18 protein-coding genes are annotated in these 24,369 nt (G+C 50.6%); 9 read left to right on the top strand and 9 right to left on the bottom strand.

The features are described 5' to 3' along the window. Nucleotides 1–28: 28 nt before the first annotated feature. Both FJ146_06080 and FJ146_06075 read right to left on the bottom strand, forming a co-directional pair. Nucleotides 29–3,301 carry a 4Fe-4S dicluster domain-containing protein gene (locus FJ146_06080; protein MBM4251520.1) on the bottom strand — a complete coding sequence of 1,091 codons (3,273 nt, stop codon included), beginning with the start codon at nt 3,299–3,301 and terminating at the stop codon, nt 29–31. Nucleotides 3,302–3,397: 96 nt separating this feature from the next. Further along, a complete protein-coding gene (locus FJ146_06075) occupies nt 3,398–3,868 on the bottom strand; it encodes a cytochrome c3 family protein (GenBank protein ID MBM4251519.1) in 471 nt (156 codons plus the stop codon). Nucleotides 3,869–4,225: 357 nt separating this feature from the next. On the opposite strand from FJ146_06075, the gene uvrB reads away from it, so the two are divergent. The 3 genes from uvrB to FJ146_06060 all read left to right on the top strand — a co-directional run bounded on the left by uvrB (nt 4,226) and on the right by FJ146_06060 (nt 9,173). Then, nucleotides 4,226–6,286, top strand: coding sequence for an excinuclease ABC subunit UvrB (uvrB, locus tag FJ146_06070; GenBank protein MBM4251518.1), 2,061 nt, complete (start codon nt 4,226–4,228; stop codon nt 6,284–6,286). Beyond that, the gene (gene uvrC, locus FJ146_06065; GenBank protein MBM4251517.1) at nt 6,283–8,172 is read left to right on the top strand and encodes an excinuclease ABC subunit UvrC; all 1,890 of its coding nucleotides are present in this window, start codon (nt 6,283–6,285) and stop codon (nt 8,170–8,172) included. The genes uvrB and uvrC overlap by 4 nt, the downstream gene beginning before the upstream one ends. 146 nt (nt 8,173–8,318) lie before the next feature. Further along, complete coding sequence (locus FJ146_06060; GenBank protein MBM4251516.1) at nt 8,319–9,173, top strand: M23 family metallopeptidase; 855 nt, start codon at nt 8,319–8,321, stop codon at nt 9,171–9,173. Here FJ146_06060 and FJ146_06055 read toward each other — a convergent pair. The 3 genes from FJ146_06055 to FJ146_06045 are packed head-to-tail and all read right to left on the bottom strand — an operon-like array spanning nt 9,157 to nt 13,367. Further along, nucleotides 9,157–10,848 (bottom strand): hypothetical protein, encoded by a 1,692-nt coding sequence (locus tag FJ146_06055; protein ID MBM4251515.1) that lies wholly within the window; start codon nt 10,846–10,848, stop codon nt 9,157–9,159. The two genes, FJ146_06060 and FJ146_06055, sit on opposite strands and share 17 nt — an antisense overlap. Before the next feature lie 4 nt (nt 10,849–10,852). Beyond that, nucleotides 10,853–11,548: a hypothetical protein gene (locus tag FJ146_06050; GenBank protein MBM4251514.1), complete on the bottom strand. Its 696-nt coding sequence runs from the start codon at nt 11,546–11,548 to the stop codon at nt 10,853–10,855. A gap of 4 nt (nt 11,549–11,552) precedes the next feature. Next, entirely contained in the window at nt 11,553–13,367 is a 1,815-nt protein-coding gene (locus FJ146_06045) for a hypothetical protein (protein MBM4251513.1), read from the bottom strand. Nucleotides 13,368–13,686: 319 nt separating this feature from the next. Between FJ146_06045 and FJ146_06040 the strand changes: the two genes are divergently transcribed. Then, nucleotides 13,687–13,893, top strand: coding sequence for a YheU family protein (locus FJ146_06040; protein ID MBM4251512.1), 207 nt, complete (start codon nt 13,687–13,689; stop codon nt 13,891–13,893). A gap of 76 nt (nt 13,894–13,969) precedes the next feature. Here FJ146_06040 and FJ146_06035 read toward each other — a convergent pair whose 3' ends face one another. From FJ146_06035 to FJ146_06020, 4 genes are read right to left on the bottom strand one after another with little or no spacing between them, the layout of a single operon-like run. Further along, complete coding sequence (locus tag FJ146_06035) at nt 13,970–14,986, bottom strand: hypothetical protein (protein ID MBM4251511.1); 1,017 nt, start codon at nt 14,984–14,986, stop codon at nt 13,970–13,972. A gap of 23 nt (nt 14,987–15,009) precedes the next feature. Continuing rightward, on the bottom strand, nt 15,010–15,471 hold the full coding sequence (locus FJ146_06030; protein ID MBM4251510.1) for a MarR family transcriptional regulator: 462 nt from the start codon (nt 15,469–15,471) through the stop codon (nt 15,010–15,012). Then, nucleotides 15,452–16,264 (bottom strand): trehalose-phosphatase, encoded by an 813-nt coding sequence (gene otsB, locus FJ146_06025; GenBank protein MBM4251509.1) that lies wholly within the window; start codon nt 16,262–16,264, stop codon nt 15,452–15,454. The genes FJ146_06030 and otsB overlap by 20 nt, the downstream gene beginning before the upstream one ends. Then, nucleotides 16,261–18,642, bottom strand: coding sequence for a trehalose-6-phosphate synthase (locus FJ146_06020; protein MBM4251508.1), 2,382 nt, complete (start codon nt 18,640–18,642; stop codon nt 16,261–16,263). The genes otsB and FJ146_06020 overlap by 4 nt, the downstream gene beginning before the upstream one ends. Nucleotides 18,643–18,698: 56 nt before the next feature. On the opposite strand from FJ146_06020, the gene FJ146_06015 reads away from it, so the two are divergent. From FJ146_06015 to FJ146_05995, 5 genes are all read left to right on the top strand, one after another. Then, the gene (locus tag FJ146_06015) at nt 18,699–20,480 is read left to right on the top strand and encodes a glycoside hydrolase family 15 protein (protein ID MBM4251507.1); all 1,782 of its coding nucleotides are present in this window, start codon (nt 18,699–18,701) and stop codon (nt 20,478–20,480) included. A gap of 376 nt (nt 20,481–20,856) precedes the next feature. After that, on the top strand, nt 20,857–21,306 hold the full coding sequence (locus tag FJ146_06010) for a hypothetical protein (GenBank protein ID MBM4251506.1): 450 nt from the start codon (nt 20,857–20,859) through the stop codon (nt 21,304–21,306). A gap of 193 nt (nt 21,307–21,499) precedes the next feature. Continuing rightward, nucleotides 21,500–22,504: an L-histidine N(alpha)-methyltransferase gene (gene egtD / locus FJ146_06005; GenBank protein ID MBM4251505.1), complete on the top strand. Its 1,005-nt coding sequence runs from the start codon at nt 21,500–21,502 to the stop codon at nt 22,502–22,504. Between the two features lie 366 nt (nt 22,505–22,870). Continuing rightward, nucleotides 22,871–23,827, top strand: coding sequence for a LysR family transcriptional regulator (locus FJ146_06000; protein MBM4251504.1), 957 nt, complete (start codon nt 22,871–22,873; stop codon nt 23,825–23,827). Between the two features lie 176 nt (nt 23,828–24,003). Next, complete coding sequence (locus FJ146_05995) at nt 24,004–24,297, top strand: transposase (GenBank protein ID MBM4251503.1); 294 nt, start codon at nt 24,004–24,006, stop codon at nt 24,295–24,297. Nucleotides 24,298–24,369 lie beyond the last annotated feature (72 nt).

Below are 24,369 nucleotides of genomic sequence, written 5' to 3'. Positions count from 1 at the left end.
CTCCCTCAGAGTTAACCTGCACCCCTGATTATCCCTTCTTCTTGCTCTTCTCAACCGGCCGTGCCCCATGCTGCTCGCCGTGACCAGCCTCGCCATGGTCGCCGCCGTGGGCTCCGTGGTGAGCTGGCTTCGCCGTGAACGAGACCTTAGCCAAGTAGTTTACGCTTGGCATGGTTTTCAGGCCGTACTCCTTGAGCGAAGGTTCGCCGTTCAGAGCTAAGTAGGCCCGCAAATCCTTACGCTGCTGCGTGACTGGTGCGGCCGGATCAAGCAGGTTACCGAAGGCAATCGCCTCGGCAGGACATGTTTGTTGGCAAGCGGTCTTCACCACGTTACCAGGCTGACCCACGGGAATGCCGTTGAGTTTTTCTTTGTGACGCGCGTCACGTACACGCTGGTAGCAGAACGAACACTTCTCCATCACACCACGCGTCCGAACGGTGACATCTGGGTTGAGTGCGCGCGGGTTGCGGTCAGTAAGACGCGCTCCCATGGTATTCCAACGATGTGTCCACCAGTTGAAGCGGCGGATCTTGTAAGGACAAGCGTTGGCGCAGTAACGAGTACCGATACAACGGTTGTAGGTCATCTGGTTGATGCCCTCAGGATCATGCGAGGTCGCAAACACCGGACATACACCCTCGCAAGGCGCCTGCGCACAGTGCTGGCATAGCATCGGCTGGAACGTCACCTCTGGGGCCTCTACCGACCCAGCAAAGTAGCGGTCGATTTGCATCCAGTGCATCTGGCGGCCGAGCAAGACCTGTTCACGGCCAACTTGCGGCACGTTGTTTTCGATCGTACAGGCGACGACGCAAGCGCTACAACCGGTACATTTAGAGAGGTCGATCGACATACCCCAACGGTGCTGTTGCTTGGGCATCGCTGGGTAGAGGTTCGGTACATCGTCAAGATCTTGGGTCTTACCCATGTTAGCCACCGCTGTTGCGATGGGCACTTCCTTGATGATGTCCTTACGGTTGGCAATGTCGTTGTGCTTCTGCGTCTGCGCTAGTTCAAACACGCGTCCAGTCGCCGTTAGCTTGACTTGCTGACCATAGGTCACAGGAGCTCCCGTGAACTGGTCCTGAGCGCGCGCAAAGGCCACCAGCGGGTTGACCCCGTTGCCACCTTGAACTGTACCATTGGCTTTACTATGGCCGTTACCGCGAGGCACTACTACGGTGTCGGGATGAAGGCCAGGAAGCGGGTAAACCGAAGCCTCAAAGCTGCCAGCGGGACCTTCGACTTTAACCACATCAAACTTACGCAGACCGAGCTTAGCCGTGGTCACGGGGTTGATCGCGACCCAAGTATCCCACGTGATCGTGGTCAGGGAGTCTGGAGTCTCCTGCAGGGCCGGCTTCCAGGCATGGCGCCCGTCACGGAGGCGGTAATCGAGAGGCGCCACCAGGCGCAGGCCACCACTACCGGTATCGGTGTAGCGGAAGCTGCTCGCTAGGTTGCCGCTCAAATCAGGTACGACCTGAGTCGCGTTGCGCCCGTCATAGCCGTGCTGCAATACGAGATCGAAGTAGTTGTCAGCTGGAACGTCATTGCGTCCAACCAATGTGCGGATATCGTCCCACTTCTTCTTAAGATAGGCACGATAGTTTTCGTAGCCCAGGGGCTTCTTGGCGTAGGCTGCGATCCACATCAGGATGTCTTCAGTCTGACGGCTGTCCGTGGTCGGACGTACTACCGGCTGACGCACGCTCCATAGCCCTGCAACGGATTGCTCATCGCCCCAGGACTCGAGCCAATGGTGGGTGTTGAGCACGTACTTCGCATACTGCGAGGACTCATTGGGGAAGTCACATAGTACGGCTACAGTTGGAATTTTTTCCAACACTTCGCCCACTCCCCACGATGGTGGCAGCGTGAATACCGGATCGACGTCAATCAGGAAGAGTACGTCAATGTCTCTGGATTCGGTCATGAAGCGCTGGAGGTCACCCGTAGCGACGGGAGCCGTCAGCCAGTCCTTCTGCAGGAACAGGACGGTCTCGTAAGCACCGACGAGCTCGTTGGCTAAAATAGCCGCTAGCTGCAGCGTAGTCGCATTCTCGTCAAAGGCGGAGCCGCCAGCGAGAACTACGGATTGGCTAGCGAGCATCTCTTCGGCCAGTTTGTCGAAGTTTGCTTCGCTGTAACCAACGCGGTCGTAAGCGCCACTCAGCAGTGCAGCGTTCGCACTAAGGACAGCTTGCGCCTGGGAGCGTGCCGCAGCAGAGCCCTTGACGGCGGAGTTCTTCAGTAGGGAGTTAACCAGCAGCAGGGTCACCACCGTCTCACTACCCGGAGCGATCGGATGGCGGTAATCAGAGCGGGCACCTGTCAGCGTGAAGAACGACTCAAATTGAACATGCTTGGATTTGTCAGCACCGCGGAACGAGTGGCCCTCGGTGTAAGTCTTGGTGTTGTATAGAAGCGAGGTACCAACGTCGAGGAAGTCAGCACCTACACCGACAATCACCTTAGCCTTTGACAGATCGGAACGCGGAACCGCATGGAGACCGTAGGCGATCTTGTGGGCCTCAGCGGTGGCTTCTGCTAGCGAGTTGCTGTCGTAGGTGTAGAGCTTATCTGCGCTCGACCCGACCTTCTCCAAGAATTCCTTGAAGAACCCATGACGATGGCCCGTCGAGCCATTGGTTAGGATACCAATTTTGGGAGAGGTCAGTTTAGCCGCAAAGTTCTCGAATACATCATTCCACTCAGACGGCTCGATCTTACTGCCAAAGCGGATCGTCGGACGGGCTTGGCGCTCCGGGTGAAACAGAGCCTGCAAGCTGGCCTGACCAACGGTACACAAACTGCCGGTGTTGACCGGATGCTCGGGAAGACCCTCAAGCTTGGTAGGACGACCCTCGCGCGTACGCGCCATAACACCGCAACCTGCCGAGCATTCGCCGCAGGTCGTGGCAAAATGTACGGGCTCGCCCGGCCAAGTGTCGGTGGGCTGATTGACGAACGGTATCGCCTTCTCGACTGGGCGCTGGACACAGGCAGCCGTGCCGGCCACTGCAGATGCGCTGAACAGCTTGAGCAGGTCGCGACGATCGACCGAGAAGGCACGGGCCTTCGGACTTTCGCCATCAGACTCACTGCGCTGCGCTAGATCCGGTAAGCGCTCCTCAACGCCCTTGTAGTAAGGACCCTCGACGAAAGTCTTGGCGGGAGCCTCAAACGGTCCGTCCGTCGGTGCAAACACCTCTTGTCCGCGACGCGGATCGTCGCCGGCGGGAACGGGAGCAAACGGTGTCTCCGAACTGTGATCCGGTTCTCTGGTCGTACTCAAGTCTCGCTCCTCGGGAAATCTGGGGGTCACGTACCGCAATCCCCCCCGGTCAATGGCAGCGCCGCGTCGCTAACGAACGACTAGCGCTCAGACAATTCAGTAGTGACAAGCAACGCATTCAAGCTTGGCTTTGCGCTCTTTGTGGCAACCGATACACCAGCCCATCTGGAGCGGCGCTACCTGCTCGACCACATCCATCTCTTGAACTTTGCCGTGACATTCCTGGCATTCGATACCAGCACCGCCGTCGGCTTTGTTGGTCACGTGAATCTTGTGCGGGAAGCGCACGAAGTCAGGAAGATCGTGGACTTTGATCCACTTGATGGGATCGTTGTTTTTATAATGTTCCGTCACTTTTTGGATGTTGGGCTTATCGGTCGCAACCAAGCGGTGACAACCCATACAAGTGTTCAGCGGCGGAATACCTGCCGACGATGAGCGGCGCGCCGCAGAGTGGCAGTACTGACAAGGGATCTCGTTCTTGCCCGCATGCAACTTATGACTGAAGGGGATCGGCTGCTCCGGCTTGTAGCCGACGTTATCTACGGTGTCACCCGGAGTGTACATCCACCAGGCGGATGCCGGTTGGGCGACCACGAGGGCAGCCAATGACAGAACCAGGGCCAGAAACGGCTTAAGGCAAGAGCTGATAGAGGATCGCAACAACGGCCTCCTTGCAAAAAGGGACGCAGCTTATGGACAACGAGCAACAGGTAGTAGCGCAAAAATTCACAATTCCGGACGCATACGTCACACCCTCAGGCGTCGCATGATACTGTCAAGAATGTGCTTATTAGCTGTAGCATAATTTTCCTGAAGGTCCAATAGTTTGTGAGCAAAATATAAGTCCGAAACCGACCGCCCACCGGTGAAGATTGTGTTAAGTATAACCTGTAACGCCCGCGACAGTAAGGAAGCCCGATCATGACCTCCACCACCTTTAAGCTGGCGACTACCTACCAGCCCCAGGGTGACCAGCCCCAGGCTATCGGTGCCCTCCGGTCTGGTGTCGAGTCCGGGCGACGCCATCAGGTCCTGATGGGGGTCACGGGCTCGGGTAAGACCTTCACCATGGCCAACATCATTGCCCAGCTCGGGCGCCCGGCCCTGATCATCGCTCCCAACAAGACCCTGGCCGCCCAGCTGTTCGCCGAGATGCGGGAGCTGTTCCCTGACAACGCCGTCGAGTTCTTTATTAGCTACTACGACTACTACCAACCCGAGGCCTACGTCCCGAGTAGTGACACCTATATCGCCAAAGACGCCTCGATCAATGACGACATCGACAAGATGCGCCACGCCGCCACCAGATCACTCTTTGAGCGCCGCGATGTGATCATCGTGGCCAGCGTTAGCTGCATTTACGGTCTGGGGTCACCATCGGCCTACTCCAAGCTCGTCGTGCCGCTAGCTAAGGGGCAGGAGATCAGTCGCAACGACCTCTTGCGCGCCCTGATCGAAATTCAGTACGCACGCAACGACATGAATCTGACGCGGGGACATTTTCGCGTCCGCGGGGATACGGTCGACATCCTACCCGCTCACCAAAGGGACGAAGCTGTGCGTGTCGAGTTCTTTGGCGACGAAATCGACAGCCTGCAACTCGTTGATGCGCTGACCGGCAAAGTCATCCGCACCGTGGAGGAGCTGACGATTTATCCCGGTAGCCATTACGTCACCGACCGCGGTGATCGCGACCAGATTATCCGCGAAATCCTGGCTGATCTCGGCCTCCGCCTACGGGAACTCAAGGCCCAGAATAAATTAGTCGAATATCAGCGCCTGGAACAGAGGACGATGCATGATGTCGAAACCCTCGAGCATCTTGGTTATTGTCCTGGCATTGAGAACTACTCAAGGTATCTCACGGGTACGGCGCCTGGACAGCCGCCACCGACCCTGCTCGACTATTTCCCGCGCGACTTTCTAACGATCATTGACGAGAGCCACATCACTAACCCGCAGCTCAACGGGATGTATCGTGGCGACCGCGCTCGTAAACAGGTTTTAGTTGACTTCGGATTTCGCTTACCATCAGCGCTGGACAATAGACCGCTAAACTTTGACGAGTTTCTGACGCGTTCAGGCGCTCTCATTCATGTCTCTGCTACACCGGGCCCCTACGAACTCCAGGCCGCTGGCGGTCAGGTGATTGAGCAAGTGATCCGCCCCACGGGACTCATCGATCCCCAAATTGAGGTGCGTGCAGCCAAGGGTCAAGTAGACGATCTCTACGGAGAAATCGTCAAAACCGTAGGGCAAACAGGCCGCGTCCTGGTGACGACGCTGACAAAACGCATGGCCGAGGATTTGAGCCGCCATTTTGCTGAAATGGGCATCAAGGTGCGCTACCTGCATGCTGATATCGACAGTTTGGAGCGCGTGGAATTACTCCGCGATTTACGTAAAGGCGTCTTCGATGTCCTGATCGGCATCAACCTTCTGCGTGAGGGACTTGACCTCCCCGAAGTCAGACTCGTCGCCGTGATGGATGCTGACAAGGAAGGATTTCTTCGCTCGCGCTCATCGCTCATCCAGGTGGTCGGACGTGCTGCACGTAATAGTGAAGGCCGCGTGATTTTCTATGCCGACCGCATCACCGATTCGATGCGGGCATGTATGGATGAAACTGAGCGACGCCGCCTAATTCAGCAGGCCTATAACGAAAAGCATGGCATCACACCACAGACCATTATCAAGAGCCTGCCACTTGATCTCCGTAAACTTTACGGCCTAGATCCAGAGCCTGAAGTTGAGTCTGCAGCGTTCGCCAAACTCGCCGAGGCTGGAGTCGAAAATGTCGAAGCACTTGAGAAACTGATCGGCTCAAAACAGAAAGAAATGAAAAAGTTCGCCGCCGCCCTTGAGTTTGAGAAAGCCGCCGAACTCCGCGACGAGATTTCACGCCTCAAATCAGCACTCATGGCGTTGGCCGGTGATGCGTCCGCCCTTCCAGGCTCCGGACTCACGGAGGGCGGTGCTTGAGAGCCGACCTTAGCATTGATCTGCGCGAAAAATTGCGCCAGCTACCGAAAGATCCCGGCTGCTATTTAATGAAAAATAGCCTGGGCAAAATTATTTATGTCGGCAAAGCCAAGAGTCTGAAATCTCGAGTGGCCCACTACTTTGTGCCGCCGTCGCAACTAGATTTGAAAACACGTGTCCTTGCTGGCCAAATTTATGATGTCGAAATCATCATCACTCAGACGCCGCTCGAGGCCCTGCTGCTCGAGCGCACCCTCATTAAGCACCACAAGCCCCAGTTCAATGTCCTGCTGCGCGACGATAAGGAATATCCTTATTTGCGCATTAATTTTAAAGAGGACTGGCCGCGACTTGAGAGGGTCCGACGACGGCGCGATGATGGCGCGACCTATCTGGGCCCGTTTGGCAGTTCAGGGCAGCTACGTCTGCTGCTAGATGCAGCCTACCGCATATTTCCATTGATACGCTGCTCACGCCACGAATTCACTAATGCCCGGCGCCCGTGCAACTACTACCACATGAAAATGTGTCTTGGTCAATGCAATCTGCCGGTGGATCCTGAGGTATATCGGTCCATTGTGCAGAGCGCCGTTGATTTCGTTGCGGGACGCAGCAAAGAGGTAGCTAAGCTGATCGAGCAACGCATGCTCGCAGCAGCTGAGGCAGAGAATTTTGAGTTAGCGGCGATTTACCGCGATCAGTTACAGGCGTTTGCAGCGGTCACCGAGAAGCAGTCAGTGGTCACTGGTGACGTTGATGATGCCGATATTTTTGCCTGTACACTGACGGATCATAAAGCGTCGTTTCACGTACTAACCGTGCGTGACGGCAAGCTCATCGGCGGCGATAACTTTTTGCTCGAAGCGCTGCTGCAGGACGACAAGGAGGCACTAGCAGCGTTCCTACTCCAGTACTACGACGGACGGAGCCTCCCGAGCGAAATAATTGTACCGGAACAACTCGAAGACGATGATGATCTCCGCAACGCCCTGCTCTCGGGGCACCCAGAGGCTACGAAACTTGATCTCCGGTGGCCACAGCGTGGCACCCGCCTTGATCTAGTCGAGATGGCGCAAAAAAACGCCGCTTATCGCCTGACAGAAATCGCGCGGCTTAATGAAAAAACTCAGGTCGAGCTCCGCATGCTGCAGGAACACTTGAGACTAGCTAGGTTTCCGCGTCGCATGGAATGTATCGATATTTCGAACATCCAGGGTACCGCAATTGTCGCTAGTAATGTTTGCTTTATCGACGGTAGGCCTGCCAAAGATCAGTATCGCCACTACGTCATTAAAGAAGTGAGTGGCGCTCCGGACGACTTTGCGAGCATCAACGAGGTTGTACGGCGCAGACTGGCGCGCGCCGCGCGCGATGGTGACTTGCCTGATCTCCTCGTCATCGACGGCGGCAAGGGCCAACTCAGCGCCGCGGCTGCGGCAACTAACGACTATCCAGAACTAAATTTTGATCTAGTATCACTGGCAAAAAGCCGCACAAATAAACGGGATCGTCGGACTTTTATGGACAAAAGCGCACCTGAGCGTAGCTTTGAGCGCGTGTTTTTTCCGGATCGCGACGCCGCACAACCACTCGCTCCGGGCACACCTGAATTTCGTTTATTAACGCAAATTCGAGATGAAGCGCATCGCTTTGCCATCACCCATCACAGGCAGCGTCGCAGCAAGCTTGCGCATGGTTCCGATTTAGAGTCTATCCCTGGCATCGGACCCACAATGCGCAAAACTTTACTCACAGAATTCGGCGGTTTAGACGGTCTACGGCAGGCAACGCTCGCACAATTAAAGGCCGTCAAAGGTTTAAGAGAAAGCAGCGCTGTGGCACTTTTCAGCCATTTTCGCAGCCAAGAAGACGACAGTGAGGCGTGATGCTAGATCTACGCTAAACCACCGAAATCGTTGCATCAGCCATTTTTCTAATGATTCTCTCAGACTTTTTGCATTAGGGTCCTCAAGCTTTTGCAGCATTGAGATGCAAATGAATGTGTGAATTAATGAGAATTAGCGGGAAATAGATGATTTTGACCCAAACAAAGAGAAATCCTGTGCGTGCATATAGCAAGTGCGCTCACGTCGTGATGACTCTGAGTTTTGGTATTCTGATCGGGCTGCCTGCTAGCGCTAAAGATCGAACTCCTAAAGATCGAACCGTGGCGCCACAATCCCACCGCGAGTCTGCGAGTTTACTCGGACCTTACACCTTAAGTCTAAACGAGGGCCTGCGCGAATTGATGATGCGCTCGCAACTGGCAGAACTCGGCTTAATGGACAAACATGCAAGCAGTGCCGCTGTTGTGCCTTTGCTGCAGAATCTACCAACCGTACTTCCGAGCGCCGGATATATTTCTAGTGGATTCGGCATGCGGCGGTCTCCATTTAGCGGCAGACGCAAGCATCACAGCGGACTTGACATCGCCGTTGCTTACGGGTCTCCGGTGAGAGCCACGGCCGCAGGAGTTGTCACCGAAGCTGGCTGGCGACGTAATCTGGGCTACACGGTCACGATCGATCACGCTAGCGGGATCAAGACTCGGTACGGGCACAACGCAAAACTGCGCGTAAGTGTTGGCGACGAAGTCCAACGCGGCGACATGATCGCCCTCGCAGGTAGCACCGGCCACAGCACTGGATCTCACGTCCATTACGAGGTTTGGGTGCGCGATCACCGCATAGATCCCACGACAATGCTCCTTAGCCCTACCGGGGATTACACGCCCGTTGGCACAACTGCTTGGGCTTCGGACGAGCCATCGAACCCCCCATTACCCTCAGCACTTGGTTTAGGTGGTGACGAAGATGACGGACTGGGCCGCGTTTGCACGCGCCAGCACCTACCGATGACAAAGCATCGTACTAAGAAACCCTTTTGAGTTTGACAAACCTTCCGTCGACTCCAGTCAATCCGGCTCGAGCTTTAATACCCGTCTGTGATTCAAGAAATTCAATCACTCCCAGCTGCACATCACCAGTGTTCGGAACCACTGTGTTAGCTGATGCCGCTCCGTTAGCTTCTACAAGCCCCTCAACATCCCAAGGGACAGCCGCTGTAGGCTGTGCAGGATTGGCGATCACGTCATTCTTTGTCTGATTGATCATCGCCTTATTGGCGTAGAGTTGATCGTCTAGAAGACTCGCACCTTTCGGACCTAAGACTAGGGCAAAGCTAGTCTTACTGTCGGCCATGTTTACGTCACGTCCGCCCTCGGAATGAACGACGACAACCATTTTCTTGCCGTTGGCTATGGCCTTTGCCAGGACATTGAGCCCCATTCCGAGTTGTCGCATGGCTTCCACATAACTAAGTGCCTGCACGGTAGGGTTGCCGCCGCCTCCGTCGGTGGCGCTATCTGCCGTTCGCCCATCGAGATCAGTTGCATTTAAAAAGAGAGAAAAATTACGCACGGGATTGCCCGGTAAATCGAGCGATGTGACGACGTATTTACACTGACCGAGAAATTCACTCGCAGCGCCGACCATGCGACGATTTTGATTCTGCGCGTTACCTTGCGCCGCTTGTAAAGTCTGACGTGTCTTTTCCAAACTCGCAGCTGCATCCAGATTTGTCATGCCAGCTTGAAACTGCGCAATACTATCGACTAAATCGCGCCTTAGTTTCGGATCTTTCTGAACGATCTGGTCCATCTTATAAATCACATTTTGCTCAAGTGGCTGACGGTCAGCATAGCTTTTGCCGACAAATTGACTGATTTGCGACACATAAGCTTGAACCGAACGGCTGTTGACAACTACTGCCTCACCATCTTTACCCAGCACTGCATTACGACTGATCGAGCCCTCAGCTTGGTCGTAAGCCTCGCCCATCATGAAGCAGGTGATACCCAGAGGACTCGTAATTAGCCCTGTAGACTGAGCAAACAATGTGACGTCCGGCTGAGTAGCACGTAGCTTGCAGCCTTTCAGCGCATGATTGTTCATGCTTATCTGGCCGAGCCCGAGAAAGGCCTGTACCGCAACCTTATCAGCACTGAGAGGCGCAATGTCGGCAGAGCTCAGCCCGCGAGCGTTAGCGGACGTTTGTGCTGCATCACCATCGGCCGTGCCGTTTTGTAAAATGTCGGCAAACCATTTGTTAAAACGGAGATTACGCCAACGCGCGTTATCACTGATGAGATCCAGGCCTTTACCTATTAAAAGATCTTTAGCTGCGCCCATCTTTTCCGATCCCAGCTTCATACCAGCCGCAGTATCGATCGTGACGCTATTGTCTGGGTTCAGCTGCCCAAGTTTAAAAACCAGTGGCGTGAAAACATGGTTGCACACCTTGATCTGAACCAGAGTCCATCCGGCTGGCGTCGCCTGAGCGTTTGCAAACGGTACGCCGAGTCCCCCGCGCCATGCAAGGTCCATCATCTGAAAGGCATCGTAAGGATTGACACCAAGCAGGTGAGCCAGTCGCGAACTCGGCCAATGATCGATGTAATCACCGATCAACGGTATCCCTAGGAGCTGCTCAAGTCCGATAGCACCGACCGCGCCTTTGGCACCGATTTTAATTAAAGACCGCCGATTTAATTGATACTTCATATTGTTATCTCGCTAATGCGAAGGCGTAAGACGCAATGAGTGAAGCCACTGCGGTACGCATCCCATCAACACCTTCGGCACATATAGCACCCAACAGTGCTGCTGATTCGGTCATCTCAATTGTATTCGGGTTAATGCCCGGCAGACACCTTGTCATCATCGCCAGAGCCTGCTCCTTGCCCGCACAGCTGCAGTTAGGATTATTCGGTGCACAGTTATGAGCCACGACGTTGCCAATCGTCTCCAAAGATCTGAGATATGTGTCGGTCAATCCATCCGCCGAGACACTGGTACGCGAACCCGCTTCGAGATCGAGCAAATTACCTCTCTCCTTATCGATGATATCATCGTTGCTCGCGTATTGAATTGGTAGAAGAAAACGAATGCGGCCGTCAGCTCCCTTTGGGGTCGAACTCAGGTTATCGGGCATAAGCATATCAGTAGTCACCTTAAGCATATCAGGACCAACACAGCTCTCCACTGAACTACGAAGCAACATAACATCTTTAACTTGAAATCCCGCACCGGAGCTACTGATGTCACGTTGTACGATACGCTCCTCCGCCACCGGCGAAACCGCCGGCGTGGATCCTGGTTTTTTTTTGACTAAGCTGGTTATCTTTGCTCTATCATCACGAGAGCACCCTACGAATGCGATCGTGAAGACTAATAGTTTAACTATAGAAACCCTGAATATCATCTCGTTACCTCTTGCATGCAAAGGTCTCGGTGCCAAAATAAGCTGTGATCATGGGAGCCAGCAAACCCTTCCCAGATTCGGAAGCCTCCTTGACTTTGACGATAACCTCTTCCGTTGTTGTGGAAAGGTTACTAAGGGCCCTTGGTAAGTGCCGCGCTAAACCACCCGCGACGATACGCCCGTCGCTACCAACCATGTAGGCAGCTAGATCCTTGACCGAGTTCATGATGACTTCGTTGCCAGCGTTACTTGAAGCGCCGATACATGCCTGTTCTGTCTCATCGACATCGAGTAGACTTTTCAAGAAGTCCGCCGTCACTGCTTGCATAGGACCCGTCAGATTCAGCTGATTGACCATATGTTGACTGGTAGCCGTGGCAAAATCTGGGTCACTGCTATCGATGTTGGCGTCTTTGCCATATATCTTACCGAAGACGTTAAAGGGCCTGAACAAAATCGAACCCGCTGCCATGTGCCGATCGATATGGCAACTCTGACAAAGGTTTGCAGACATTGGGATTGCAGAACTCCCCATCCAAGCTACAGTGGCTGAACCTTTTTCCCCGCGGAAATCCTTAGTCTTAAGACAAGCAGGGAGAGGATTAATGTCGGCTCCGCCTTTGACACCATCTAAACCAGGTTTTAGTACGTCGCCTTTGAGTACGTACTGCATGAGCGCAGCACGTCCGTAATTGTTGTTACCGTTCAGGAAGGAACTAGGCTTCGACCTTAGATAGCCGAAAGTTGTAAAATAAGACCCCCGTGGAGAGGCCATCGTGCACGGGGTCCAACCTGACTGCGGAACCTGGCATCCATAAAGAGCTGCCGTATTGGGAGTGACCATCACATCAGAGCCGAGTAAGATGTCCCTGTAACTAGTTTTGTCGTAGGCGGTCAGCAAAAGCTGATAAAATTCCTGCTTGAGATCATCTGCTTGTACGGCGCTAATCACGCTGTCGAAGGGCTTGATGCTGCCACTTCCTGAGAGCTTATTGGCAAACTTACGCAGCGTTTTACCCTCGAACTCGGCCTTCCAAGCAGCATCACTCAGGATACGCGCACTGAGCGCTCGGCGATCTGCCTCAGAGACTGGGTCATCGAGAGGGCCTGTCGCAAGTTTAAACTCAGATTCAAGAGGCTCTCGACTAAACGCATCATTGATCAGCCGGCGGATAAATTCTCTCGCGGTCGACGGCTGGGTACATTTGAAGTTCAGGATCACGCCTACGTTGCCAATTTCATTTTTCAGCTCGCTACCGGACAAGATCGGCAGTGCATCCTGAACAGCCGCTGGCATCTCGATGGTCATCCATTTCACCAATGGCAGTAACTGTGCTTTAGCCTCAGGTGACATCTGCCCCAGGGGCATTGGTTCCGGCTTAGTACCCATGAGATCTCGAGCCTTAAAGAGGACTGAGGCGAACACTTTGGGGGCGGCTGTGTCGACAATCAAAGTCTGTTTGCTGAAACTATCCAGCTCCATCGGCCAAAAGCTAGGCACAGAACCAGTCTTGGTATCGTGACACGTGGCACACTGACTGATGAGGTACTTGATGGCAGCCTCGTCGCTCAGAGGTTGAACGCTCTCAAGTAGTTTATCCAAACTCAGTAAGCTCTCCGCCTTGGTGACGTTACCCAAATTTGCTTCGCAGGCACCACCCTTGTCACATTTGTTGCCGCTCCGAAGATCAACCGACTTTGCTGCGGCGAGCCCTTTATCCTGTTTGGAGCAGCCCCATGGCAAAACCGACGCGCCCAAAACGATCGCGCAGAGCCCAACGGCTCTGAAAGATTGCAGAGTGTGTCGCATCAAAGTCATAAAGGCAGTGTCTCTCTGGTGTGTTTAGACCGTTCTGCCTCTACGCGCTGGTGCAAGCCCAGCCTAAAGAGCACTACGCTAACCGGAGCGCTCGCAAAAATATCTTTCGGCAAAATGAGACGAAATCTTTAGAGGATTATATTATTTCAATATTTTTAGTATTTTATGGTATATCGAAAAATCTGGGTGCAAACCTCAGAACTGACAGGTTCCCTCAACATAACTGAGTTATCTAGAGGTTCACCTGTCTCAGGATCGTTAACGGTGACACCTTTCACACTCCCAAATCGGAAAAAAAACGAGGTCAGCGCGCTATATCATGCAGATACCTATCGACTTACTGGAACAAGACACCCTCCGCAACGTGATCGAAAACTTCATCACTCGGGAAGGTACCGATTACGGTGATCATGAAGTTTCACTTGAAGCCAAAATCAATCAAGTGATGCGCCAGTTACGATCAGGTACGGTGATACTCGTTTTTGATGCTGAAACAGAGTCCGTCAATATCGTCCCTAAACCCTGACTGAATTGGGCACGTTAGGAAGTCTAGAATCAGTACGCGATGTCGAAAAAGAACGAGCGCTATTTGCTGAGTGTAATTAAAAAACCCCAGCAAAGTCATGCGTCAAATATAGTAAAAAAAGCGCCGTTATCACTAGACCAATAACCACCCATGCATCTGGATCAATAAAGCGCCGACGTTGAGCGACTTGATACAACTGAGCTGACACAGCTATCGAAGTAATGAACACAACGGAAAGACATGTGATCATATGAGAAAAATCGACTTTGCCTAACAAATCACCGGGAAAAAGCGCATCCAATGGCAATAAGATGACCATATTGAATGCATTGCTGCCGAATATATTCCCTGCGGCTAGCCCAAACGAACCACGTCTCACTGCAATGATAGTTGCGACCATTTCCGGCATCGAAGTGATACCTGCAACCAAAGTGGTACCTATAAAGGTGCGGCCAAGGTTTGAGTTGGTTGCTATCTGATCTGCAACTCTAGCTAATTCTGGCGCCACAATCAGCAGAGCTATGGTGCATAAGGCGTATTTAATCAGCACACCCCAAAGGGGGTGTGACATATTTAATTTTAGATTAATTGACGTCTTTATTTGACCAGATCTCAAAGCGTCTCTATATATTATTCTGGACCCAAATATATAAACAATCCCAACAATGATTGGCCCAGAACCCAAGCCACCAATTGTTAGATGACGGTCGAATTTAGAAAGTAGCACCATCATCGCGACGATACTCACCATCGCAATACTCAACACGCCAGATAGCGCATGTCGAGCAGCAGCGGGCCCAAACATCGCTCCCCTTTCCTTGTGGATCAAGTCAGCGACAGCCAAAATAAGTAGATTGAACAGACAACTACCAAACAAGTCGCCGACTGCAAGATTTGGCATACCCTTTAGGACAGCATGAGCATCGACTGCAAGTTCTGGAAGCGACGTTGCACCTGCAAGGACAATACTGCCGATAAATATTTGTCCGATACCAGTGATCTCCGACAGGCTCTCAGCGTAACGAACAAGCAGGGAGCCGATAAATAAAATTGCGCCCGTCAATAAGATCAGCTCAACATAAACTGGCAGCATGGTGTCACCCTAACTTGTGGATTTTATACCATATTTTTTATCAGATGTTTAGCCACTGAGGCGAGCCCTCTAGCTTCATTCTCAAGCCTGTCAGCCTCACAAATCGAACCTATGATTGATTCCAAGTAGGCTATGCATCGGTTATTTTTAAGAACCCCATCCCGACTCCCGAGGAGCATACGTCGTCGCAAATCCGTAGGTCGATCCTGAATGTAAATATACCCTGCTGCCTCTAGTCTCGTGATGGTCGGGGTTAAGGTACTTGGGTGCACTCCTGTGGTCTCTGCTAACGACCCTGCTGAAATACCCGGTTGGTCTAAAATTCTATTGAGCACCATCCATTGCACCAACGATACTCCGCACACTCGCTGTACCCGAGCGTTGAGATTATGCAGGTCGACACTCAACTCTATAAGAGCAGTAAAAAAACTACGTCCATTAAAGTTAGCAGCACTGGCCTTTATCTTAATTTGGTCTATTTGCATCTAGAATCCCGACACAGTCGAAAGACTGTCGTTTAGGCTTGCCAGAATCACGCATGACGCGCGCCATGATCGATAGCGCTCGATCAATTTCACCCTGGTCCTTGATGTAGAAGAGAGCAGCCGAGTTTGTGTTGTTGCCGACTCGAACAGTCAATAGGCTTTCATCACTTAATCTAAAAACATCTTCATCATTATCATCGTCACCAAAATAAACGGCGGATCGACATCCAACCTTCAACATCAACTCGAGCAGCGCAACTCCCTTGTGGGGCGAACCAGCCGAAATTAGATTTACCACGAACTTACCCATAACAATTCGTGGTGCCGGATCCAGCTGCGAACAGATCCGCAGAATTTCACCCTTAACAAATCGCTTATCCTCTGCACTACGGTAGTGTACAGCCAGACTGTACACCTTGTCCTCAACCCAGACGCCATTAAAATCCAAATCGCTTCTGAGTACTTCGCTCCATTTCTGTGTGGCCGAGTTCGCGTTCTTTAGTGATGCTGATCCGCTCGGCAATCCTTCGAGTCCGTGGTTACCGATGAAAAAATCAACTTTTGCGTCGATAATATTACGCAAATCATCTCGTGCTCGCCCGGATATGATAGCAACCGGGGCCATGCAAACAATTTCATCGAGAAGGATTCTAGTTTGCTGACCCATTTTTGCATCTCTTGGGTTTTCAACGATAGGGGCAAGCGTACCATCATAATCAAATGCGACTAGCGTATTAGCCATTGCAAAAGCCTCAAGAGCCCGAACGCCATCAACTCCAAGTAAATACTTCATATTCTTATAACCCCTCTGCCACCGATAATATCGATACTCGAAAGCGCACGTGCAAATCTGACTCGATCTGGATCTATACTCTCGCCGTTGCCTTGATAGAACTCCTTAACTCGGCCCATAAAACGATTTCTTGCTCTCATACGTGAAGCATCTATCAACATCCGACCCGCCCAACGATAGACATTTCGCTCCTTAACGATAGCTCGCAGTGTGCGCATCCGATCTCGCTGCTCAGATACAGGCATAGTGAGTGCTGTCGCCAATGCATAGGCGCACAATTCAGCATCGTATGGATTTACAACCAGTGCCTCAGCGAGTTCTCTAGAGGCGCCAGCGAACATGCTTAGAATCAATACTCCTTGTTCGTCTTCCCGTGCCGCAACAAACTCTTTTGCCACTAAATTCATTCCATCATGCAGGCTTGTAACCATACACAGGTCGGCAGCGCGCATATGGGCAAAAACATCTAGTGGATCGTGATGGGACTCTACCAATATAATTGGATAATAGCCTGGCCTGCCGAAGCGACTATTAATCTCCTCAACAACCAACCTCAAGTCATCGGCGAATCGATGATAGGCAGTAATGTTCGAACGCGATGGTGCCGCAATTTGAATAAAAACAAATTCCCCAATCCACTGCGGAAAGAGCTCCAAAAAGCGCTCTACGGCTCGAAAACGTTCAATAAGCCCTTTGGTGTAGTCTAAGCGATCCACACCAATGCCAATCTTCACGTTATTTTTCAGGCCATACTTTAACTTGATCGTCCTTCGGCATTCCGCACCATCGGAGACATCTGCCATCCTCTCCGGAGGCCACTCGATAGATATGGGATACGGCCTCACCTCAGTCACCTCACCCCGATACGAAATCGAATCAACCTCTCGATCAACGCGGGACTCTAGGTATCGGTCACAACTCTCCATGAAATTATTGCAGTGGAACTGTGTATGAAATCCAATGATCGAACTCCCGAGTAATCCCTCAAGGATTTCCTGCCGCCAAGGACAAATGCCAAAGGACTCCGCATTTGGCCATGGAATATGCCAGAACGTGATAATGGTCGCCCTGGGTAACCGCTCTCTGATCAGCCTAGGTACCATCGAAAAATGGTAATCCTGCACAAGAATGACTGGATCTTCAGTTTTTGAGTCCTTAATTGCGGCCTCAGCAAATTTCTTATTCACTGCTACATACTGTGCCCAATCCGACTGGCGAAAAATTGGGCGTGTATGAGCTATGTGACACAACGGCCAAATACCCTCATTGGCGAGGCCGTAATAATATCCATGCTCCTCCTCGGCGGTTAGCCAGACTCGGTGAATATCATACTGAGGACGACCCGGCGGCACGGCTATGCGGTCTTGGTCGTCAACAACCTCACCATCGGCAGTTCCGTTTCCGTGGGCAATCCACACACCCGAACACGCTTTCAAAATGGGTTCTAGGGCCGTAACAAGACCGCTGGCTGGCGATTGAACCTCTATCTTGTCGCCACTTCTGTTGTGGATATACGGTTGCCGATTTGATAAAACAAGAATCTCATCCTCTGACAATTTCTCTGTCAAAATGCTTCTAAGTGCTTGAGCGTCCCACTCACCAACGGGACCAATTGCTCCCGTGTTCGCTGATTCAAGATCGCGAACTAAACCCTTTAAATCCTTAAGGATTGGTAGAAAATCACGATTTTCATTTATACTCTCAGGCCTGCCTTGAGTGTTACGAACACCACCAACCAACTGGCGTACTGATTTGACCCATGAAGCCCTACTCCATCTAGCGACCAATATTGTAATCGCTGATGTCACTAGGCCCATGAACAGAAAAAGAAGAAACAAGTAAAACTTTGTATCCTCACTGCGCCGCGAGGCAAAACTTAAATCATGGAGCAAAAGGACGCGAATTCTCCGTCCTGTATCGCCTGGGCTTGAGCTATTAACATTTGCGTAGGTGTTAACTGGTTTATCATCAATGACTGTCTCAAAGGTAGCAACGTGCACATCGCCATTTGGCAAATGATACGTGTTCCCCGCAACCAGTTGAGAATTACCCAACCCACTACAGCCCAACTGACTTGGAAACAAATCAGTCTGAATTAGTATCTCTCCAGAATCTTCGCAGAGAGCGATTGCCAATAGGCGCTCATCTTGAGTCACTTTTGTGAGGATCTTCTTTATCTTTAGTCGACTGGAGGGCGTTGAGTCGGCCAATAGGACTGACAGCGGCTCATCCAATACATTCGAAATTAATCTGGCACGGATATCGAGATCACGGGTAAACCATTTAGTAATCAAACGGTCTACAAATGGAGCCGCTGCTACGAGAATACAACCTAGCACCAATGCTAGCGGCAAAAGGAACCTGAGCAAGAACTTCACCTTCCACCCCGCCAATTATTTTGATATCAAAATAATAACAGCCCCTAGGGAGGATTATGTATAATTTCGGTCTGATAGGCAACTGCCAGGTCTCAGCACTTGTTGAACGGGATGGCACTATCAACTGGCTTTGTATGCCCCGTCTGGATAGCCCCCCGATCTTTGGTAGGCTGCTCGATACCAAGGCTGGATACCTTGAGTCGAAGCCCCAGTCTTTTGATGCCAGTCGGCAAGCCTACTTGAAAAACACCAACATCTTGGTGACTGAATTCGATCACCATCAAAAGCCCGTAATCAAGATCAAAGACTTTTGCCCTCGATTCGAGCAGCATGGACGCATGTACAGGCCCGCTTCTGTTTTTCGAATCATCGAGCCTTTAGAGACTGGAATTCGCATCAATGTGAAATGCAACCCCATCGATGGCTGGAATAAAACTCAGCTTCAGCCACTCCGAGGCAATAGCCACATACGTTACGAAATGACGACTGGACAATTGCGAGTGGTGACCAATATTCCTTTAACTTATCTACTTTCAGGCGAGTCCTTTTTGCTCCAGGAGACCGCCTATTTAGCGATTCTATGGGATATGCCTCTGGAGGCGGATCTTAAGCAGGTTTCCCAAGACTTTTGTACGCGGACTGAGCACTACTGGCGCACCTGGGTCAAGCACTGCTCGATTCCCACGCTTTTTCAGGAAGAAGTGATCAGATCGGCTCTCACACTCAAACTTCATTGTTACGAGGACACCGGGGCTATCATTGCAGCTACGACCACAAGTTTGCCCGAAAAAAGGGGAGGCGTCCGCAATTGGGACTACAGGCTTTGCTGGATAAGAGACGCTGCATTTACATTAAATGCGCTTCATCAACTGGGTCATTTTGACGAGATGGAGCGTTTTCTCCAGTTTATTCTGAATATAGTGAACTTCAATGACAACTTGCTGCCAGTTTATTCCATCGATCAGAAGATACCGCTGCCTGAGGTGGAACACAGGCAGTGGACAGGTTATCTAAATTCAAGTCCGGTGAGAACCAACAATGCTGCCGCTGCTCAGGTTCAAAATGATGTATACGGTGAGTTGATACTTAGTTTAGCGCCAATATTTCTTGACGAGCGATTCCATCACTTACGCTCGACTCAATTGGACAGAACTATGCATTGGCTTGCCAGTAAATGCGTCGACGTTGTCGGCAAAAAAGACGCTGGTCTATGGGAAATGCGCGGTATCCAACTGGAGCATTCATTCACAAATTTAATGAGCTGGGCGGGACTAGATCGCTGGCTAAACCTGGCTACATCTCGCAAAATAAATGCGCCGTCAACAGAACTCATTTCGACCGCTAACTTGGCTCGGGATCGCGCGGTAGGCAGGATACGTGCGGCAGTAGTGGATGGAAGTGTGCGCAACAGCCCTAGTGACCCAAGCCTAGATGCGTCTATGCTTCTGATGGCACCGTTAAGGTTTCCGGATCCGAATCTCACATTTTCGACCTTAAAGGCGATTGCAGAGGGCTTGCAGGTCCGGGACGGTTCAGGTGAAGCGGACCGGTATTTACTGTACCGCTATCGGCGGCAAGATGACTTTGGCGCACCGGAGGATCCGTTTGTCGTCTGTTCTTTCTGGATGGCTCATGCATATGCTTTAGCTAGTCAGCAGCAATTGAGTCGAGAAATAATAAAATCAACGTTGAAATGCGCAACGAATCTAGGTTTATTTGCGGAACATTTCGAATCAAAGACAGGATTTCAACTAGGTAATTTCCCTCAAACCTATTCACACGTTGGTCTTATCAACGCTGCATTTGCGGCTAGCCCTGGCTGGTATGAGACGCTATGAAATGGTCGTGAGGGCAACGGTACTCTATTGAAATGTCGACCATCTCTTCCATTCTTGAGACAATCCTACTGCAAATAGGCTTAGGCATGGCGCGCGTGACTAGCCTAATCAATCTCGCACGCCAAATATTTTTTCGGCAGGGCTTAGTTCGCACCCCTCATCAACGAATGATTTTTAGCGATGTAGTAAAAACATTAAAATTGGCTCGAGTTAATGTCTTGCATATGCATCGTTTTGTTATTTTACAAATCATGTTTAGCCAAAATACAGTTAGGTTTTACCTAACTCTAAATCTCATGTGTTTGACCTGATTTGGCGTTTCATGGACTATGAGTTAATAGAACAGGCTTATGCAATTGTTTGGGGGGAGAAGAAGATGTTTTTGAGAAGTTCGAAGTTTCTGGGACTGAGTCTAATGTTGGGTTTTTCTGTGGGTTGCGTGGGTACATCTAAGGACTGCGGACAAAAAGAAGGCATTTCCCCTCCAGTGACAAAATCACGGGTCGCAGGAGCTTCTAAAGATTCAGGTAACGACCTCAAGGCTGAAGCTCCTAAGGCTGAAGCTCCTAAGGCTGAAGCTCCTGAGGCTGAAGCTCCTAAGGCTGAAGCTCCTAAGGCTGAAGCTCCTAAGGCTGAAGCTCCTAAGGCTGAAGTAGAAAAAACAAAAGGCAAGTCCAAGAAAAAAAATGCCCCTAGTAGCACGGAAGCCAAGAATAAGACCAAAGAGGCAATAAAGGTCGAAACCTCAAAGCCGACAGAATCGGCAAAACAACCAACGGGGGAATCATCGCCAGCTGACACAAAAACCACCGAACCTGTCAAATAACAGAATGCAGCAACAAGCTACGCGAATAAACTGACTACAGTGGTCACTCGGTATGGCAACGATACCGAGGCATCTCCTGTCCGGGGAGGGATCCGACTTTTCGACACTACGTCTGACCTCTGGGACAAAGGTATAGGTCGTGCGGGTTCCTCCCTATTTCAATCGGTCATAGAAAACTTACCTTAGTGAAACGGTGATCAAAGTGACTCTTGCAAATTTGAAGACCATAGATCTTTCTCCCCAAAGTTCAGACTTTGCCACTGATGTGCTCGCGGGACTCGAACGAGAACAGAAGTCAATTTCTCCAAAGTATTTCTATGATCGAAGAGGATCCGAGATATTTGATCAGATTTGTCAATTGGATGAGTACTATGTCACGCGAACTGAGATGTCGATCATTAGATCACTTTCATCACGCATTGATGCCAATCAAAGCCCTTTACTAGTGGTAGAGTTGGGTGGTGCTTCCAGTTATAAGTTTCGAAATCTTTTGCAAGTTTTACCTGAGATAAGTGCATATATGCCCATCGATATCTCCCGCGATGCACTTTTTGAAGATGCTTTTGCTTTGGCAAGAGACTTTCCGAACATTGATGTTACGGCTGTATGCGCCGATTATTTGCAGATTGAGAGTCTCTCCGCGTTTTATCCAGACCACAATTACACCCCTATGGTCTTTTTTCCTGGATCGACGATTGGGAATTTATCGGAAGCGGAGGCCCTGCAAGTTATAAATTTCTGTCAAAAAATATTAGGTGGGCGTGGATACCTTTTGCTTGGTTGCGATTTGGTAAAACCTGAGTCAATTTTAATTCCGGCCTATGCTGATAAAAATGGTGTGACTGCTAATTTCAATAAAAACTTGCTCCACCGAATTAATAATGAATTGGGTGGTGATTTTGATTTAAATAAATTTAGGCATGTAGTTAGATACAATCAGATGCATTCTAGAATTGAAATGCATTTAGTGAGTACCACCCGTCAGACGGTCACGGTCAAAGATCGCATGTTCACTTTGGCTGCAGGTGAAAGCATCCATACAGAAAATTCTCGCAAGTTCACGAAAGATGCACTTCAGAGATATGCTGATGCATGTGGTTTTTCAATCGATCAATGGTGGCTCGATGAACGCAAATACTATGCTCTAGCGTTACTTCGGACTGGAGACCCACATTGGCGTTTTCAAATGAATCCCTAGCGCCCAAGAATAAAGTTACTAATCACGTTGCTGGATCATCGCGTTACCTAATTTAGAACTTTACCTCGGATATGCCCAATCTAACCCAACTAAACCGACCCTGTGATTTCGCACACTTTTCCAGACTAAAGAGCCGAACTACAGCAAATGCGTTTCTCTGATACTGCAATAGGCAGGACCCGCCACGGCCAAGTGACTGGGACGATCGGAGTCCCTATTACAGCAGGAATTGAGAGCTATAAATCGGTAGCGAAGAAACATCGGTAGTAGTTCAGATTTACATCCATTGACATTATGGCTAGATTAGGATTTACCTAATTCGATTTCCATTGAAAGACTAATTGCAACGAAAAGAAGCCTAACAGCATGAACCTCAAAGATGTAAACTGGAACCAGTTTTATTGCTTTTATGAGGTTGGCAAGTCACTTTCTATGAGTCAAGCAGCGAAGCGCCTTGGCGTGTCAGTTCCAACCATTAGCGAGCAGATCAAAAGCCTGGAATCTTTACTAGGACTCAATTTGTTTATTCGCCAGCATCGATCTCTCGGTCTTACAGATGATGGTTTTGCTCTTTTTGAGCATGCAAAAACTATTTTTAGTGCTGGCCACAAAATGTTGGAGATGATGACACCACATCAACTAGGCGGCCAGACGGTCAAAGTTGGCATGCCAGAAACTAGTCTGTTGGTTGGTATGAATTTTGTCTGCGATTACTGGGATACGTTCGCCCCCTTTGGGATAGTCACCACAATCCGCGAAGTGCTTTCAAGTCGACTTTTAGAGCGACTCATTTGCAACGAAATCGACTGGGCGATTTTGCTATCCTCACCAGAGATCCCCGGCATCGAATATGCTGAAATTGGTGAGTTCGAAATCGCATTCTCCTGCGCAAAATCGATTTACAAAAAATTTCGCGATCCGCTCAAAATTCTGAGAGTGCTGCCGTTAGTACGGACCAATTGGGATTTAGAGATTAATAACGCTGTCGTTAGCCGGCTCCAGCAAGCTGGAATCTATTCGCGGGAGGTTGTAAACACCGATCATCGGGAATTTTGCTTGAATTTGATCAGACGAGGTCGCGCTATTGGTACGCTTTCAACTCAGACTATTGATCTTCCCCAAAATCGGGAAAGCATAATCGGATTCCACGTGGGAGATCCGATAAAAATCAAGTTATTAGTCGCTTGGAATAAAGCCCAAAAAAGATCTATCGTAGTTAAAAAATTGAAAGAGCTGATCCAAAATAATCGGCAATTTACTGTACCTGATCCTGAACTCCAAATTAAGGTCTCCGAAGTTCCAGATGATTGGCTTGTTTTGTGATGACTGCGAGATGGCATGCACTTTGATGACGTACAGATAAATACCTTAACGCTGGTGACATTCATACAGCGGTTTAACTCACTGAACTGCCGATTGTCTATCAAGTCGGTGTTTGAAGTGGCCCCATATCACCGGACACTCTGTATAATGACTCATCATTCTACGGAGGTTTCAGAATGGGACGGAAGAAGGTTAGAAAGAGCTATCCTCTAGAGTTTAAGAAGAAGGCTGTCGCCATGTCCCAGAAAGAGGGCATCACGGTAGGCGAGGTGGCGGATGAGCTTGGGATTTCCCCGCAGTATCTGTCCAAGTGGCGCTCGGAGTTGATGGAGGATGGTGAGCTGGAAAACGCAGAGAAGCGACTAGACGCCCTGGACGAGAATCGTCGCCTGCGGGAAGAAGTGAAGCAGCTCAGGGTTGAGAACGAGATATTAAAAAACGCTCCACAAGCGCGCTGCGCCTTCCTGTGATTGTAAAAACTTAGTCGCATTGCTAGTATCTGCTGCGCAGGGAGGAGTGACCGTCCGCCTTTTGGTGGCCTT

This window comes from Deltaproteobacteria bacterium (assembly GCA_016874735.1).
GTDB lineage: Bacteria > Bdellovibrionota_B > Oligoflexia > Oligoflexales > CAIYRB01 > CAIYRB01.
Note: the sequence above shows the minus strand (reverse complement) of the source record. Positions and strands in the feature narration are given on the sequence as shown.